Raw genomic sequence first — 13,981 nt, 5'->3', positions numbered from 1 at the left:
AAACTGCGTCTGCCCGGGGCGGGCAGACGCAGCACCATGGACCGGTTGCGGGCCGGCCGCCGGCCGCTCAGGCGGACGGCGTTCCGCCGCACCGATCGAAGTGCACCAGGGCCTGGCTCAGGCCGGCCGGAGGGCCGCGGCGGCGGCGCTGATGCGCTCGGGATCGGCCCCGAGATCGGCGGGGTCCGCCCCGCTGAGCAGGACGGCCGCCAGTTCGGCGATGCCCGACGACGTCTGGAAACCGTAGCCGCCCTGGCCTGCGAGCCAGAAGAAGCCGGGATGGCCGGCGTCGAAACCCACCACGGGCAGCCCGTTCTCCCGCTGTGTCCGCAGGCCTGTCCAGGACCGCAGGACCGACGTGATGCCGAGGGTGGTGACGCTGCCGAGGTGCTCGATGAGCCGGTCGACGTCCCCGGGGTGGGGCTGGGCGTCGCCGGGCTCGGCGGGTTCGGCCTCGCTCGGTGAGATCAGGACGCCCTCGGCATCGGGCCGGTAGTAGAACGACTCGTCCGCGGCGGCCACCATCGGTGTCCCGACCCGCGGTGCATTCTCCGCGGCGACGATCGCCGCGGTCCGCCGGAGGGGAACCAGCCCCTGGGGCGCGACGCCGCACAGCACCGCGACGCCGTCGGCCCAGGCCCCCGCCGCATCGACCACCACCTCCGCGGTGATGGGCCGGTAGCCGGCCCGGACGGTCCAGCCGCTGCCGTCGTAGCGGGCCTCCGTGACCTGCGCCCCGGTGAGGATGATGACGCCGTCGTCACTCGCGCTGCGGCGGTGGTACTCGAGCAGGAGGTCGGTGTCCGTGCCGACGCAGTGCTCGTCGATGGCTGCCGCCTCGAAGGATTCCGGGCGCAGCTGGGGGCAGAGCCCGAGCGCTTCCGCGTGGGACACGCCCCGCATCGAAGCGCTCGCCTTCGCCGCGACGTCGTCCCCGGATCCGACGAGCAGGAAGGACCGCGGGACGGTCAGGGGCAGGCCGGTGGAGGACTGCACCCCGGACAGCAGCTCGAGCGTCCTGCGGGTGAGGTCCAGCACGGGGCCGGGGCCGTAGCTCGGGATGAGCTGGCGCGCCGAGCGGGACGACGTGTGGTACCCGAGCGTGCCCTCCGCCTCGACGAGGACCACGCTCGAGAACGGAGCGAGGGAGGACGCCAGGGAGAGGCCGGCGATCCCGCCGCCGATGATCAGGACGTCGCACTCGAGGGGGCTCATCCCGTCATCCTAGGATGGCGCTCCCCCATCCGGGGGCGTCCGGTGTGCCCTCCCGTCGATAGGGCGGACCCCGAGCCCCGGGAATACCGTCCGGGCACCGATAGTTCCGGCTAGTCGTGAAAGCAATCGTCTACTCCTCCACCGGTCCCTCCTCCGTTCTCTCTCTCGTCGACCGCGACATCGCGACGCCCGGTCCGGGCGAAGTGCGAGTCCGCATCGTCAACTCCGGCGTGAATCCGACGGATTGGAAGGCCCGCGCTTGACGGCGACCTCCCGTTCCCCGAGGTAGTCCCCAACCAGGACGGCGCCGGAGTCGTCGACGCGGTCGGGGAGGGCGTCACCGAGCCGCAGGTAGGCGACCGGGTATGGATCTACTTGGCTGCTCACGGCCGCCCGACGGGCACCGCCCAGGAGTTCACCGTGATTCCCGCCGAACGGGCTGTCCGCCTGCCGGACGGCGTCGATCTCAATGTGGCAGCCAGCCTGGGTGTACCGGCGATGACGGCGCACCGCGCCCTGACCGTCCACGAGCAGGGGCCGTCGCGACTCGCTCCCGGCGCCCTCGAGGGACGCACGGTTCTCGTCCAAGGCGGCGCCGGAGCCGTCGGCCACGCGGCGATTCAACTCGCCGCCTGGGCAGGCGCAACCGTCATCGCAACGGTCAGCAGCGACGCGAAGGCCAAGCTCGGTCTGGCTGCGGGGGCCCACCACGTTCTCCGCTACCCCGACGATTCCCTCGCCCACCACATCCGCGAGGTTGCTCCAGGCGGCGTTGACCATGTCGTGGAGGTGTCCCCCGGGCAGAACGCGGCGCTCGACGTCGAGGTGATCGCCAACCATGGCTCCATCGCGTACTACGCGAACAACAATGGTGACGACTTCACCGCCCCCGTGGTCGCGAGTTTCGCGAAGAACGTCCGCTGGCAGGGCCTGCTGCTCTACACGGTGGGTCAGGACGCGCTCGTCGCTGCGGCGGAGGACATCACGGCGGCGCTGAGCAGCGGGGTATTGCCTGTCGGGAAGGCTGCCGGACTGCCCCTCTCCTGGTTTCCACTCGAGGAGACCAGCGCCGCTCACGACGCCGTCGAGAACGGTGTGACCGGCAAGGTCATCATCCGCGTCTCCGACGAGAACTCCTGAGCGATCGACCCTTCCCGGTCAGGAAAGGAATCATATGACGCTCGACGACTGCCCCTGCGGATCCGGTCTGCCGTATGGGGAATGCTGCGGGCCGCTCCACCGGGGAGGGGCAGCTTCGACGGCGGTAGCACTGATGCGCTCACGGTTCTCGGCGTTCGCTCTCGGGCTCGAGAGGTACCTGCTCGATTCGTGGGACCCATCGACACGTCCGGATACCGTCGATCTCGACGGGGACGTCGAGTGGCGGCGCCTGCAGATCGTCGACACGGCCCTCGGCGGCGACTGCGACGACGCCGGCGTGGTGGAGTACCGAGCGTCGTTCCGGAGAGCCGGGCGGTCGGGGCTGCTGCAGGAGCGCAGCCGATTCGTCCGAGTGGAAGGGCGCTGGATGTATGTCGACGGGGACGTGCGCCCTTAGGACCTACTGGAACCCGCGAGGTGGTGCCGGATTACGCGTTACCCACGTGCGCGCCCGGCGCGCCGGCGTGGGACGCCTGCCCGCCATCCGCTCCCAGACTGCCCGCGTCCACCTCGGCACGCGCGGTAACGAACGCCTGCACGCACGCCTCGACGTCCTCGCCGCTGTGGGCCGCCGAGAGCTGGACGCGGATGCGGGCCGCACCCCTGGGGACCACGGGGTAGCTGAACGCCGTGACGAACACGCCGTGCGCGAGCATCGCATCGGCCGTGCGCGCCGCGAGCACCGCCTCGCCGAACATGACGGGGATGATGGCGTGCTCGCCCTCGAGCAGGTCGAAGCCCTCCTCGGTCATGCGGCGGCGGAACAGCGCGGCGTTGGCGGTGAGGGAGGAGCGCAGCTCGGTGCTGTCCTGCACCAGGTCCAGGGCGGTCAGGGTCGCGGCGACGATCGACGGCGCGAGCGAGTTGGAGAAGAGGTACGGGCGGGCACGCTGGCGCAGCAGGGCGACGATCTCGCTCCGGGCGGCGACGTACCCGCCGGACGCCCCACCGAGCGCCTTGCCGAACGTGCCCGTGAAGATGTCCACGCGATGAGCGACCCCGGCGTGTTCCGGCGTGCCGGCGCCGGTGGGGCCCATGAACCCGACGGCGTGGGAATCGTCGACCATGACCATCGCGTCGTAGCGTTCGGCGAGGTCGCAGATGGCCTCGAGCGGGGCGAGGTAGCCGTCCATGGAGAAGACGCCATCGGTGACGACGAGCCGCCGTCGAGCCCCTGCGGCTTCCTGCAGCTTCGCCTCGAGGTCCGCCATGTCGCGGTTGGCGTACCGGAAGCGCTGCGCCTTGGACAGGCGGATGCCGTCGATGATCGAGGCGTGGTTCAGGGCGTCGGAGATCACGGCATCCTCAGCGCCGAGCAGCGATTCGAAGACGCCGCCGTTCGCGTCGAAGCAGGAGGAGAACAGGATGGTGTCCTCGGTGCCGAGGAACTGCGAGACGCGCCGCTCCAGCTCGAGGTGCAGGTCCTGCGTGCCGCAGATGAAACGGACCGACGCCATGCCGAACCCGCGCTCGTCGAGGGCTCTCTTGGCCGCGGCGATGATGTCCGGGTGGTCGGCGAGGCCGAGGTAGTTGTTGGCGCAGAAGTTGAGCACCCGGGCGTCGGCGGCGCCGAGGGCTCCTGCCGTGATGGTGCTGGACTGGGGCGAGGAGATGCGCCGCTCGTGCTTGAAGAGGCCTGCCGAGCGGATCTCGTCCAGTTCTCCGGCGAGCTGGTCGCGGACTGCTGAATACATGGTGTTCCTGTCTCCTAGAAGGTGGTCCAGTCGAGGACCACTTTGCCGCTCGCGCCGTCGCGCGCTGTCGCGAATCCCTGCTGCCACCGGCTCGCCGGCAGGCAGTCGGTGACCACGGACGAGACCGCCTCGCGCAGGGTCCGGTTGGACTGCAGCATGGCGCTCATCGCGTACCAGGTCTCGAACATCTCCCGCCCGTAGATGCCCTTGAGGGTGAGCATGTGCGTGACGACCTTGCCCCAGTCGATCGAGATGGGGCCGGAGGGCAGGCCGAGCATGGCGATGCGCCCGCCGTGGTTCATGTTGTCGATCATCTCGGGCAGCGCGGTGGCATGCCCGGACATCTCCATCCCGATGTCGAACCCCTCCTTCATCCCGAGTTCACGCTGCGCATCCGCGATGCGCATGCGGCTGACGTCGACGGCGATGTCCGCACCGACCCCGCGCGCGAGGTCCAGCCGGGGCGCCGAGACGTCGGTGATGGCGATCTTGCGGGCTCCCGCGTGGCGGGCCACGGCGACGGCCATGAGACCGATGGGGCCGGCTCCGGTGATGAGCACGTCCTCGCCGACGAGCGGGAAGCTCAGGGCCGTGTGGACGGCGTTGCCGAAGGGGTCGAAGACCGCGCCGAGCTCGGGCGTGATGGTCGCGTCATGCACCCAGACGTTGGTCTCGGGGACGACGACGAACTCCGCGAAGGCGCCGTCGCGCTGCACGCCGACGCTCGAGGTGTGGATGCACATCTGGCGGCGGCCGGCCCGGCAGTTGCGGCAGACGCCGCAGACGATATGCCCCTCGCCCGAGACACGGTCCCCGATCCGTACGCCGCGGATGCCCTCGCCGAGCGCCACGACCTCGCCGTAGAACTCGTGGCCGGGGATCAGCGGGGCCTTGATCATGCCCTGCGCCCAGGAGTCCCAGCTCTCGATATGGAGGTCCGTGCCGCAGATGCCGGTGGTGATGACCCGGATCTTGACCTCGCCGAACCCTGCAACGGGTTCGGGCCGGTCCACGAGCTCGAAGCCGGGGTGGGCCCCGGATTTGTACAGCGCCTTCACTGGACGGTTCCTTCCATGCCGCTCCGGGCGTCCAGCGGGATGGGCTGGGCCGTTCGCGGTACGAGTGCCGGGCGGGATGTGCCCGGAGCAACAGTATCAGCGGGTTCGTGCGGGCGGACACGCGGGCGGACACGCGGGCGGTCCGGCGTAGGTCAGGCCGTCAGGCCGCGGAGTCCTCGAGGACCGCGGACAGGATCTCGAGGCCCAGGACGCGGACGTCCGGGGAGTCGTCGGAGGACGCCACCATGGCACTGCCCATGCTCAGCGCCCAGCCGCAGGCCCGCGTCCAGGTCGCGGGGTCGGTCGGACGCAGGGCGTCGAACTCCGCACGGAAAGCCTCCCTGCCCGCGGCGTCGAAGACGAGCCACGCGGCGGCGAGGTCCGTGGCGGGATCGCCGGAGCAGAGGTCGCCGAAGTCGACGACGCCGGCCAGCGTGCCATCGGGCCCGAGCACCAGGTTGCCCGGGTGCAGGTCGCCGTGCAGCCAGAGGGACGCCTGCGACCACGCCGGCGCGGCGAGGGCCGCCTGCCAGACGTGCAGGAGCCGTGCCGCGGGGAGGCCCGGCAGCGCGGGCAGGGATGCCAGCCGCGCGCGCACGACGTCGTCCCGCACGGCCACCGGCCCGCCTCGTCCCACGGGACTGACCGGGGCGTCCGCAGGAGCCTCCTGCTGGAACTCCGCGAGGAACCGGGCGAGCGGACGCGCGGCGCGGCGACGAACCGCGCGCGGGACCGTGCTGCCGGCCGCCCCCTCGACCCAGCGGCACACGGACCAGTGCCAGGGGTACCCGGAACCGGGGACGCCGGCGCGCAGCGGGACCGACGTCGGCACGGACAGGTGCGTGGCCAGTCGGGGAAGCCATCGCTGCTCGGCGATCATCAGGGCTTCGGCGACCTCGCGCCGGGGCAGCCGCACCACGAGGTCCTCCCCCAGCCGGAACAGGGCGTTGTCCCACCCGTTCCCGGCGTACCCCAGGGGAAGCCCGGCGAGGTCGGGCTGTTGCTCGGACAGCAGGGACAGGACGAGGGAGGGCGCGATGTCGATCTCCGCCCTCGGCAGGACCGCCATTCCACCCTCCCTCGTCCGTGGTGCCGGTGCTAGCCCTCGACTCCGAGGCGCTGCAGGATCAGCTCGCGGACGCGGCCGGCGTCGGCCTGGCCGCGTGTCGCCTTCATGACGCCGCCCACGATCGCGCCGACGGCCTGGACCTTGCCGCCGCGGATCTTGTCGGCGACGTCGGGCTGGGCCGCGAGGGCGCCGTCGATCGCCTCGAGCAGCGGGCCGTCGTCGGACACGACGGCGAGGCCGCGCTTCTCCACGACCTCGGTGGGCGTGCCCTCACCGGCGAGGACGCCGTCGAGGACGTCGCGGGAGAGCTTGTCGTTGATCTTGCCCGATTCGATGAGCGCGTTGAGCTCGACGATCAGTTCGGGTGTCACGCCCAGTTCGGCGGGCTCGACGTCGGCGAGCTTGGCGCGCCGCGAGATCTCGCCCATCCACCACTTGCGGGCGACGGCGGCACTCACTCCGGCGGCGATGGTGTCCTCGATCGAGGACATGACGCCGGCGTTGACGACGTCGCGGAACTCGGCGTCCGAGTAGACCCAGTCGGCCTGCAGTCGCTTGCGGCGCTCGGCGGGCGGCTCGGGCAGTTCGGCCCGCAGCTTCTCGATCCACGCCTCGTTCGTCACGACCGGCACGAGGTCCGGCTCGGGGAAGTAGCGGTAGTCGTCGGCGTCGGACTTGGGGCGTCCCGACGTCGTCGAGCGCGTGTCCTCGTGCCAGTGGCGCGTCTCCTGGATGATCGGCGTGCCGGAGTCCAGGACGGCGGCGTGGCGCTGGATCTCGTAGCGGACCGCGTGTTCCACGGAGCGCAGCGAGTTCACGTTCTTGGTCTCGGTGCGGGTACCGAACTTCTCCTGGCCGTGCGGGCGCAGGGAGACGTTCGCATCGCAGCGCACGTTGCCGCGCTCCATGCGGGCGTCGGACACACCGAGGTTCTTGACGATCTCCCGGATCGCGGCCACGTAGGCCTTCGCGAGCTCGGGGGCGCGCGAGCCCGCACCCTCGATCGGCTTGGTGACGATCTCGATCAGGGGCACACCGGCGCGGTTGTAGTCCACGAGGGAGAACTCGGCGCCCTGGATGCGGCCCGTGGAGCCGCCCATGTGGGTGAGCTTGCCGGCGTCCTCCTCCATGTGGGCGCGCTCGATCTCGACGCGGAACACGGTGCCGTCGGCGAGCTCGATGTCGATGTACCCGTCGTAGGCGATCGGGTCCTCGAACTGGGAGGTCTGGAAGTTCTTCGGGGTGTCCGGGTAGAAGTAGTTCTTCCGCGCGAAGTAGCACTTCTCGGCGATTTTGCAGTTCAGCGCGAGGCCGATCTTGATCGCGGACTCCACGGCAACGCCGTTGACCACGGGCAGGACCCCGGGCAGGCCGAGGTCCACGGGCGTCACGTTCGTGTTCGGGACGTCGCCGAACGCGTTGGGCGCGGAGGAGAACATCTTGGTCCGGGTGTTGAGCTCCACATGGACCTCGAACCCGAGCACGGGGTCGTACTTCTCCATGGCCTCGTCGAAGGTCAGGACCTCATCGGTTACAGCAGTCATTACTTCCTACCTGCAATCTCGGGGGCCTGAGCCAGCAGCGGGCCGCCCCACGTCTCTTCGAGGAGTGATTCGAGGACGGCGCCCACGCGGTAGAGGCGCGCGTCCTGGCGGGCGGGGGCGAGGAGCTGGATGCCGACGGGCAGTCCGTCCTCGTCCGCGAGGCCGCCGGGCAGCGAGAGGCCGGGGACTCCGGCCATGTTCGCCGGGATGGTGGCGACGTCGTTCAGGTACATCGCCAGCGGGTCGTTCAGCTTCTCGCCCAGCTTGAACGCGGTGGTCGGGGCGGTCGGCGAGATGAGCACGTCGGCCTGCTCGAACGCGGCCGCGAAGTCGCGCTGGATGAGCGTGCGGACCTTCTGCGCCGAGCCGTAGTAGGCGTCGTAGTAGCCGGCGCTCAGGGCGTAGGTGCCGAGGATGATGCGGCGCTTGACCTCGTCGCCGAAGCCTGCGGCACGGGTGGCTCCCATGACGCGCTCGATCGTCGGGGCGCCCTCGGGCACCACGCGCAGGCCGAAGCGCACGCCGTCGTACTTGGCGAGGTTGCTGGAGGCTTCCGACGGCATGATCAGGTAGTAGGCGCCGAGTGCGTACCGGAAGTTGGGGCAGGAGACCTCCACGATCTCCGCGCCCGCCGAGCGCAGCAGCTCGAGCGACTCATGGAAGCGGGTGAGGACGCCGGCCTGGTAGCCCTCGCCCTGCAGTTCCCTGATGACGCCGATGCGCATGCCCTCGACCTGGCCCAGCCGGGCGGCCTCGACGAGCGCGCCGACGGGATCGGTCAGCGATGTCGAGTCGTGCGGGTCATGGCCGCCGATAACCTCGTGCAGCAGTGCGCTGTCGAGGACCGTCCGGGACACGGGGCCGATCTGGTCGAGCGAGGAGGCCATGGCGATGGCACCGTAGCGGGAGACCCCGCCGTAGGTGGGCTTCACGCCGACCGTCCCGGTGACGGCGCCGGGCTGGCGGATGGAACCGCCCGTGTCGGTGCCGAGGGCCAGGGGCGCCTCGAACGCCGCGACGGCGGCAGCGGAGCCGCCACCGGACCCGCCGGGGATCCGGTCGAGGTCCCAGGGGTTGCGGGTGGGACCGTACGCCGAGTGCTCGGTGGAGGAGCCCATGGCGAACTCGTCGAGGTTGGTCTTGCCGAGGATCGGCATCTTCGCCGCGCGGAGCTTGCGGACCACGGTGGCGTCATAGGGGCTCTGCCAGCCCTCGAGGATCTTCGACCCGGCCGTGGTGGGCTGGCCCTTGGTGACGATGAGGTCCTTCACCGCGATCGGCACGCCGGCGAGGGGGTGCAGCGTGTCCCCGTCCGTGCGGGCCTTGTCGACCTCGGCGGCGACGAGCAGGGCCTCGTCGGTGTTGACGTGCAGGAACGCGTTGATCGCGCCGTCCACGGCGCCGATGCGGTCCAGGTAGGCCTGCGTGGCCTCGACGGCGGAGACCTCCTTCGACGCGAGCTTCTGCGAGAGGGCGTCGGCGGAGAGGTGGATGATCTCGGTCATGGGTTACTCCCCGTCCAGGATTGCAGGGACCTTGAAGCGGCCGTCGGCGTTGTCGGGTGCGCCGAGGAGCGCCTCCTCGTTGGTGAGGGTCTCCCCCACGACGTCCTCGCGGAACACGTTGCTCAGCGGGATGGGGTGGCTCGTCGCGGGGATGTCGTCGCCCGCCACCTCGCTCACGGTCTTGATGGAATCGACGATCACGGCGAGCTCACCGGCCATGCGGTCGAGCTCGTCGTCGGTCATGTCGATGTGGGCGAGGCGCGCGAGGTGCGCGACGTCGTCCCGGTTGATCTCAGCCATGGATCTCCCCTGGAAGTCGGACGTGGGTATCTGCGTCCAGTCTAATGCTGGCGCGGGCAGCGCCCGGCATCGGCGAAGGGCGGGGGCGACGGCGGGAACAGGGCCTGCCCGCGTCAGAGCGGCAGGCGGAAGACCCAGAGCAGGATGTCCTCGTTCGGGACCTCCCAGTCGCGCTCGGGAACCCGGACGAAGCCCATGGATTCGTAGAGGCGGTGCGCGCGCACCATGTCGGAGCCGCTCGTCAGACTCACGGCCTCGATGCCGGGCAGCGTGCGGGCGTGCTCGACGATGCGTTCGACCATGGCCCGTCCCACGCCGCCGCGCTGGACGGCGGGGTCGACCGCCAGCATCCGGAACTCGAGTTCACCCTCGACGGCGATGTCCGTGTACCGCTGGCCCGCGAACGTCAGCGCGACCGAACCGACCACGGCGCCCTCGCGCTCGGCCACCCAGACCTCCGCGTGCTGCGCACGGTGCTCGATGTCGGCCAGCACAGCCATGTAGGGGTGCGAGTCGTCGGCGAAGTAGCCGGCCTCGAGGTACGCGCCGCGCGTGATGCGGCGGACGTCGTCGAAGTCCTCCGGCTGGACGGGACGGATGGTGATGCGGGAGTCGGACACGGCGTTGCCGGACGGAGCGGAAGTCACCGGTTCATTTTGCCATGGGGCAGGGGCTCAACGACGTCCGGCCAGGTGCTGTTTCGGGCTCGGACGGAGGTTCGAGCGCCGTGGCCTCCGGACATCTCCGGTGGACTGCCTGCAGGCGGCAGGAGCGTGTCCGTATAAGGCGCGCCTTCACCGGGCATTTTCTCGGGCGGGTGTTATGGGAATCCCCGAAATCAGTGTCTGTCCGGCCCTGTCCTTCCTCGTACGCTCACCTGGGGCTGTCCGAGTGAGGGACCGGCTTGCGGGCATCATCATGTCGATGTTCTCGAGGCGGCTTGGCTACTTCGACAGACTCTGTCTCAGTACTCAATAGAAGTCGGTCTCAAACTTGGAAAGCTCTTCAAACGTTGACCAAAAATCAGTCATGGATCGAGGCCGGCCCAGAAGCAGCGCTTCAAGATAGAGCAGGTGCGTGTGCCACCCAGGAAGGTAGTTGCGCGCGTCGTCTCCTAGCCCTTCGTGCGTCAGTTCGATAAGGGTCCCACTCACTTCAGGAGTGAGCCTTATGGTGACTTCCGACGGAGGTTCATCTGGAAACTTCCACGTCATCCGCAGCCAATGCTCCGGTTCATACTCCGTGATTCGGCTGGTGCAGAAGTAGTCTGGCGCGTGCTGAATTCTTACGACGTCTCCTGCAACGAAGGTTCCAGCAGCTAGTTTCCCTAACCACTGCGGCAATGCCACCGGGTCGGTAAGAGCCCACCACAGGCGACTTGTCGGCGCGGCGATGTGCCAGGTATGCGACACCGAACTATCGATCGTTCGGATCGAAGAATCTATGAGAGGCATGACCCGACACTAACGCTGCACAGGGGTTACCTGAGGTACGGATCCGAATCGGCACGCAGTCTCACAGCAATCGGGTCCGATGCAGGATCCCTGGGCGGGGCGGGCGTGAACCTACTCAGCGCGAGTGGGCCAGAGTCGGAACAATCCGTGGCCCATCTTCACTTCCACGTCGTTCCCCGATGGCGGGATGATGGATTCACAACGTGGCCAAGCCAACGCTCTCGCCATACAGTCGTGAAAAGTCCCGCTCAGTTGCTCGCAAACGCCATGAACACCGCTGATGCCCGCTCTGAGAGATCCAGTGGACGGGCCGATAGGTTGAGGACATGACTCCCTCAGCTTTGCGCTTGCGGCCTCTGCAGCACGCGGATGCAGCCGTCCTCGCTGCATGGGGAGAGGACACTACTTTCTGCCGCCACACAGGGTGGACCATGACATCCCGAGATGCACTGCACGACTTCTGGGCACGACAGGTTGACGACCCGCCCGATGGGTTGATTCGGTTAGCTGTCGAGGACGCCGACGGTGACCTGGTCGGGTACGTGGATCTTCACGGCTCGAACCCGGGCGAGAAGGAGCTGGGGTTCGTGATCGGCCCCTCACGTCGCTGGGGCCAAGGCCTTGGCCTACGAGCCGCCCGAGCCAGCCTTGCGTACGGTTTCGAGGAATTGGCTCTGGACTGCATGTGGGCGGAAGCGCTGGTCGCCAACATGGCCTCCGTGCGGATCCTTCAGTCGCTTGGGATGCAGGAGACAAGGAGAGGCGAACCGGGAGTATTCCTCGGAGAGGACAGCTACTATCTGCAATTTCGGACGAGACGGACTGAGTGGACACGGAGCCTAGAAGGGTGAGGCTCCCTGCCGGAGTACAGGCGATAGTGTTCGACGTCGGCGAGACGCTGGTCGATGAATCCCGAGCTTGGACGACGCAGGCCGAGCGTGCGGGCGTGACGCCCTTTGCGTTGATGGGAACACTCGGCGCCTTGATGGCTCACGACAAGGACCATCGTGGCGTCTGGGACGTGTTGGGTGTCGAGCGTCCGGCTGAGCCCCCGTCCATCGACCAGGTGGACCTGTACCCCGACGCGCTGAGCTGCTTGAAGGCTGCCAGAGACGCTGGCCTCGTTGTTGGCATAGCCGGGAACCAGCCGATCGGTGTCGAAGCTCGGCTACACGAGCTCGGCTTCGAAGCTAACTTCATCGCTTCTTCCGCTGCCTGGGGTGTAGCGAAGCCCTCTGCAGAATTTTTCTCCCGCATTGTGCAGGCCACCCGCCTCGACGCCAGCGCGATCCTGTATGTCGGGGACCGCCTAGACAACGACATCTTGCCAGCGCGGACAGCGGGCATGCGCACCGCTTTCATCCGTCGTGGCCCGTGGGGATACCTTCACGCTCAACGCCCAGAGGTCGACCTCGCCGACATGCGTCTCGAATCCCTCGCTGAGCTGACGACGGCGTTCACCCAGTACCGAAGAGATCTCAGTGAAGGCTCCGCTTACGGACAGGGGGGACGCCTCGAAGAAAGCGCCCGATCAAAGCGCGATAGTGTCGCTAGGGACTCGGTCTTAGGGCCAGCCATTGCTCGGCTTCCTCGACCGTGCTGAAGAATCGGGTTGCATACGGCGGGTGTGCCCGCTGCTTGTAGTAGGCGATCAGTGTCCGACCGCGCGGATCGGCACTGATGACGGCTAGGGCGGCGATGTTCAACCCATTCGCAAGGATCTCCATGGCCCTGTCCGTCGCTGACATGACCTCATGGAGGTTCAGGAGCATGGGCGGGCACGAGGTGGGATTCATGAACTCGGCGCGTAGGACGATGTTCTCCGCGATGGCGTCCGTGATGTGGAAGGCCTGGACCCACGTCACCCAGAGCACGCCGTCGCACATGTCCGAGGTGAAAGCGTTGTGCACGCCGTAGCTTTCACCGAAGATGCTGGGGTGTTCACGGGTGTCATCGTGCAACCAGTCGGTGGCTTCCTCGTCGTTGGTGAAGTACCGGGTGGGCGTCACCGAACGGTGGGTGAAGGCCGTGAGGATCCGTCCGATGTCGTCGGTGCCGATGATCGCGATGCGGGAAGAACACCTGTCCCTGACCAGCAGCTGCTTGGCATCCGCGGTGATGTGGTCGATAAGGCCGATGCGCACCAGGAGAGGACGCGGACCGTTCGGAGATATAGCGGTGACCGCTTCGGTTGCAGACGCCACATCGGCGGATTCAACCGTGATGCCCGAACACCACTGAAGGCACACATAGTCCCCGGCGTCCTCGAGCAGATAACGAGCTCGTGTCTCCTGCTTCACCATTAGTTCCCCTGACCTCGCCGCCTACAACCTACCCGTACCAGCCCCCGTGACAGCTTTCGTGACCTTGGGAATGCTCGTCCTCGGGCGCAAAGTCGTTCGGTGATCAGGCGACGGTGTGAGTAGAGCGGTGCATCGATCTCCCTGCGCAAGCACCTTCAGCGATCCTCCCGCGGTACATCTGCTGCGGGGCAGGATGATTATATGAGCTGCGCATTTTGTTCCTTGCTGATGGACCACGCGCCTGTTGATTGGATTGCCAGAGAGGAGCACGCCGCGGCGCTTCTTCCTTTGCCCGCAAGCTCATTGGCCCCCGGGCACACTCTTGTCATACCGACGGTGCATGTGTCGGGAGTCCACGAGGCCGGCGCTTTGTCGTTAGCGGCAACCATGGTGCTCGTACAGAAGGTCAGTGTCGCCATGCGTGATGCTTTGGGTGCTCCGGGCGTGAATTTACTCAGCGCCAGTGGGCCAGGGTCTGAACAATCCGTGGCTCATCTTCACTTCCACGTCGTTCCTCGATGGAGGGATGACGGGTTTACGACGTGGCCTAGCCAGCGCTCTCGCAAGACCATCGCGGAGAGTCCCGTACAGCTGCTCGCCGACGCCATCCACACATCTGATGCTCGTGCACGTGGTGAGCACCCTCGCTGAGATGAAATGGTTCCGTGGACCCATTGT

General features: G+C 68.0%; 15 protein-coding genes and 1 pseudogene. 6 read left to right on the top strand and 10 right to left on the bottom strand.

The annotated features are described in order from the left end of the window. Nucleotides 1-117: 117 nt before the first annotated feature. Entirely contained in the window at nucleotides 118-1,215 is a 1,098-nt protein-coding gene (locus tag ACIQCY_RS06840) for an NAD(P)/FAD-dependent oxidoreductase (protein ID WP_400483147.1), read from the bottom strand. Between the two features lie 116 nt (nucleotides 1,216-1,331). On the opposite strand from ACIQCY_RS06840, the pseudogene ACIQCY_RS06835 reads away from it, so the two are divergent. Both ACIQCY_RS06835 and ACIQCY_RS06830 read left to right on the top strand, forming a co-directional pair. Further along, nucleotides 1,332-2,355: pseudogene (locus tag ACIQCY_RS06835) on the top strand (NADPH:quinone reductase). Nucleotides 2,356-2,389: 34 nt separating this feature from the next. After that, nucleotides 2,390-2,773, top strand: coding sequence for a YchJ family protein (locus ACIQCY_RS06830; RefSeq protein WP_400483146.1), 384 nt, complete (start codon nucleotides 2,390-2,392; stop codon nucleotides 2,771-2,773). A gap of 31 nt (nucleotides 2,774-2,804) precedes the next feature. Here ACIQCY_RS06830 and ACIQCY_RS06825 read toward each other — a convergent pair whose 3' ends face one another. The 8 genes from ACIQCY_RS06825 to ACIQCY_RS06790 form a co-directional block, all read right to left on the bottom strand. After that, nucleotides 2,805-4,070, bottom strand: coding sequence for a glycine C-acetyltransferase (locus ACIQCY_RS06825; protein WP_400483145.1), 1,266 nt, complete (start codon nucleotides 4,068-4,070; stop codon nucleotides 2,805-2,807). Nucleotides 4,071-4,084: 14 nt separating this feature from the next. Next, entirely contained in the window at nucleotides 4,085-5,128 is a 1,044-nt protein-coding gene (gene tdh / locus ACIQCY_RS06820) for an L-threonine 3-dehydrogenase (protein ID WP_400483144.1), read from the bottom strand. A gap of 160 nt (nucleotides 5,129-5,288) precedes the next feature. Then, complete coding sequence (locus ACIQCY_RS06815; protein ID WP_400483143.1) at nucleotides 5,289-6,197, bottom strand: aminoglycoside phosphotransferase family protein; 909 nt, start codon at nucleotides 6,195-6,197, stop codon at nucleotides 5,289-5,291. A 29-nt stretch (nucleotides 6,198-6,226) separates the two neighbouring features. Then, complete coding sequence (gene gatB / locus ACIQCY_RS06810) at nucleotides 6,227-7,741, bottom strand: Asp-tRNA(Asn)/Glu-tRNA(Gln) amidotransferase subunit GatB (protein ID WP_400483142.1); 1,515 nt, start codon at nucleotides 7,739-7,741, stop codon at nucleotides 6,227-6,229. Then, nucleotides 7,741-9,246 carry an Asp-tRNA(Asn)/Glu-tRNA(Gln) amidotransferase subunit GatA gene (gene gatA / locus ACIQCY_RS06805; protein ID WP_400483141.1) on the bottom strand — a complete coding sequence of 502 codons (1,506 nt, stop codon included), beginning with the start codon at nucleotides 9,244-9,246 and terminating at the stop codon, nucleotides 7,741-7,743. Before gatA ends, gatB begins: the two co-directional genes overlap by 1 nt. Before the next feature lie 3 nt (nucleotides 9,247-9,249). After that, entirely contained in the window at nucleotides 9,250-9,546 is a 297-nt protein-coding gene (gene gatC, locus ACIQCY_RS06800; protein WP_400483140.1) for an Asp-tRNA(Asn)/Glu-tRNA(Gln) amidotransferase subunit GatC, read from the bottom strand. Nucleotides 9,547-9,659: 113 nt separating this feature from the next. After that, entirely contained in the window at nucleotides 9,660-10,193 is a 534-nt protein-coding gene (locus ACIQCY_RS06795; RefSeq protein ID WP_400483139.1) for a GNAT family N-acetyltransferase, read from the bottom strand. A gap of 324 nt (nucleotides 10,194-10,517) precedes the next feature. Further along, the gene (locus tag ACIQCY_RS06790) at nucleotides 10,518-11,000 is read right to left on the bottom strand and encodes an SRPBCC domain-containing protein (RefSeq protein ID WP_400483138.1); all 483 of its coding nucleotides are present in this window, start codon (nucleotides 10,998-11,000) and stop codon (nucleotides 10,518-10,520) included. On the opposite strand from ACIQCY_RS06790, the gene ACIQCY_RS06785 reads away from it, so the two are divergent. The 3 genes from ACIQCY_RS06785 to ACIQCY_RS06775 are packed head-to-tail and all read left to right on the top strand — an operon-like array spanning nucleotide 10,950 to nucleotide 12,603. Continuing rightward, nucleotides 10,950-11,330 carry an HIT family protein gene (locus tag ACIQCY_RS06785; RefSeq protein WP_400483137.1) on the top strand — a complete coding sequence of 127 codons (381 nt, stop codon included), beginning with the start codon at nucleotides 10,950-10,952 and terminating at the stop codon, nucleotides 11,328-11,330. The genes ACIQCY_RS06790 and ACIQCY_RS06785 overlap by 51 nt on opposite strands. Beyond that, entirely contained in the window at nucleotides 11,327-11,851 is a 525-nt protein-coding gene (locus tag ACIQCY_RS06780) for a GNAT family N-acetyltransferase (protein ID WP_400483136.1), read from the top strand. Before ACIQCY_RS06785 ends, ACIQCY_RS06780 begins: the two co-directional genes overlap by 4 nt. Before the next feature lie 26 nt (nucleotides 11,852-11,877). After that, nucleotides 11,878-12,603, top strand: a complete 726-nt coding sequence (locus ACIQCY_RS06775; protein WP_400483135.1) for an HAD family hydrolase — start codon at nucleotides 11,878-11,880, stop codon at nucleotides 12,601-12,603. On the opposite strand, the gene ACIQCY_RS06770 is transcribed toward ACIQCY_RS06775, so the two are convergent. Then, nucleotides 12,551-13,303 (bottom strand): hypothetical protein, encoded by a 753-nt coding sequence (locus tag ACIQCY_RS06770; RefSeq protein WP_400483134.1) that lies wholly within the window; start codon nucleotides 13,301-13,303, stop codon nucleotides 12,551-12,553. The genes ACIQCY_RS06775 and ACIQCY_RS06770 overlap by 53 nt on opposite strands. Nucleotides 13,304-13,504: 201 nt before the next feature. On the opposite strand from ACIQCY_RS06770, the gene ACIQCY_RS06765 reads away from it, so the two are divergent. Beyond that, the gene (locus tag ACIQCY_RS06765; RefSeq protein ID WP_400483133.1) at nucleotides 13,505-13,954 is read left to right on the top strand and encodes an HIT domain-containing protein; all 450 of its coding nucleotides are present in this window, start codon (nucleotides 13,505-13,507) and stop codon (nucleotides 13,952-13,954) included. Nucleotides 13,955-13,981: the final 27 nt, after the last annotated feature.

Origin of the sequence: Arthrobacter sp. NPDC092385, assembly GCF_044755105.1 — a bacterium.
In the GTDB taxonomy this organism is placed as follows: domain Bacteria; phylum Actinomycetota; class Actinomycetes; order Actinomycetales; family Micrococcaceae; genus Arthrobacter_D.
Note: the sequence above shows the minus strand (reverse complement) of the source record. Positions and strands in the feature narration are given on the sequence as shown.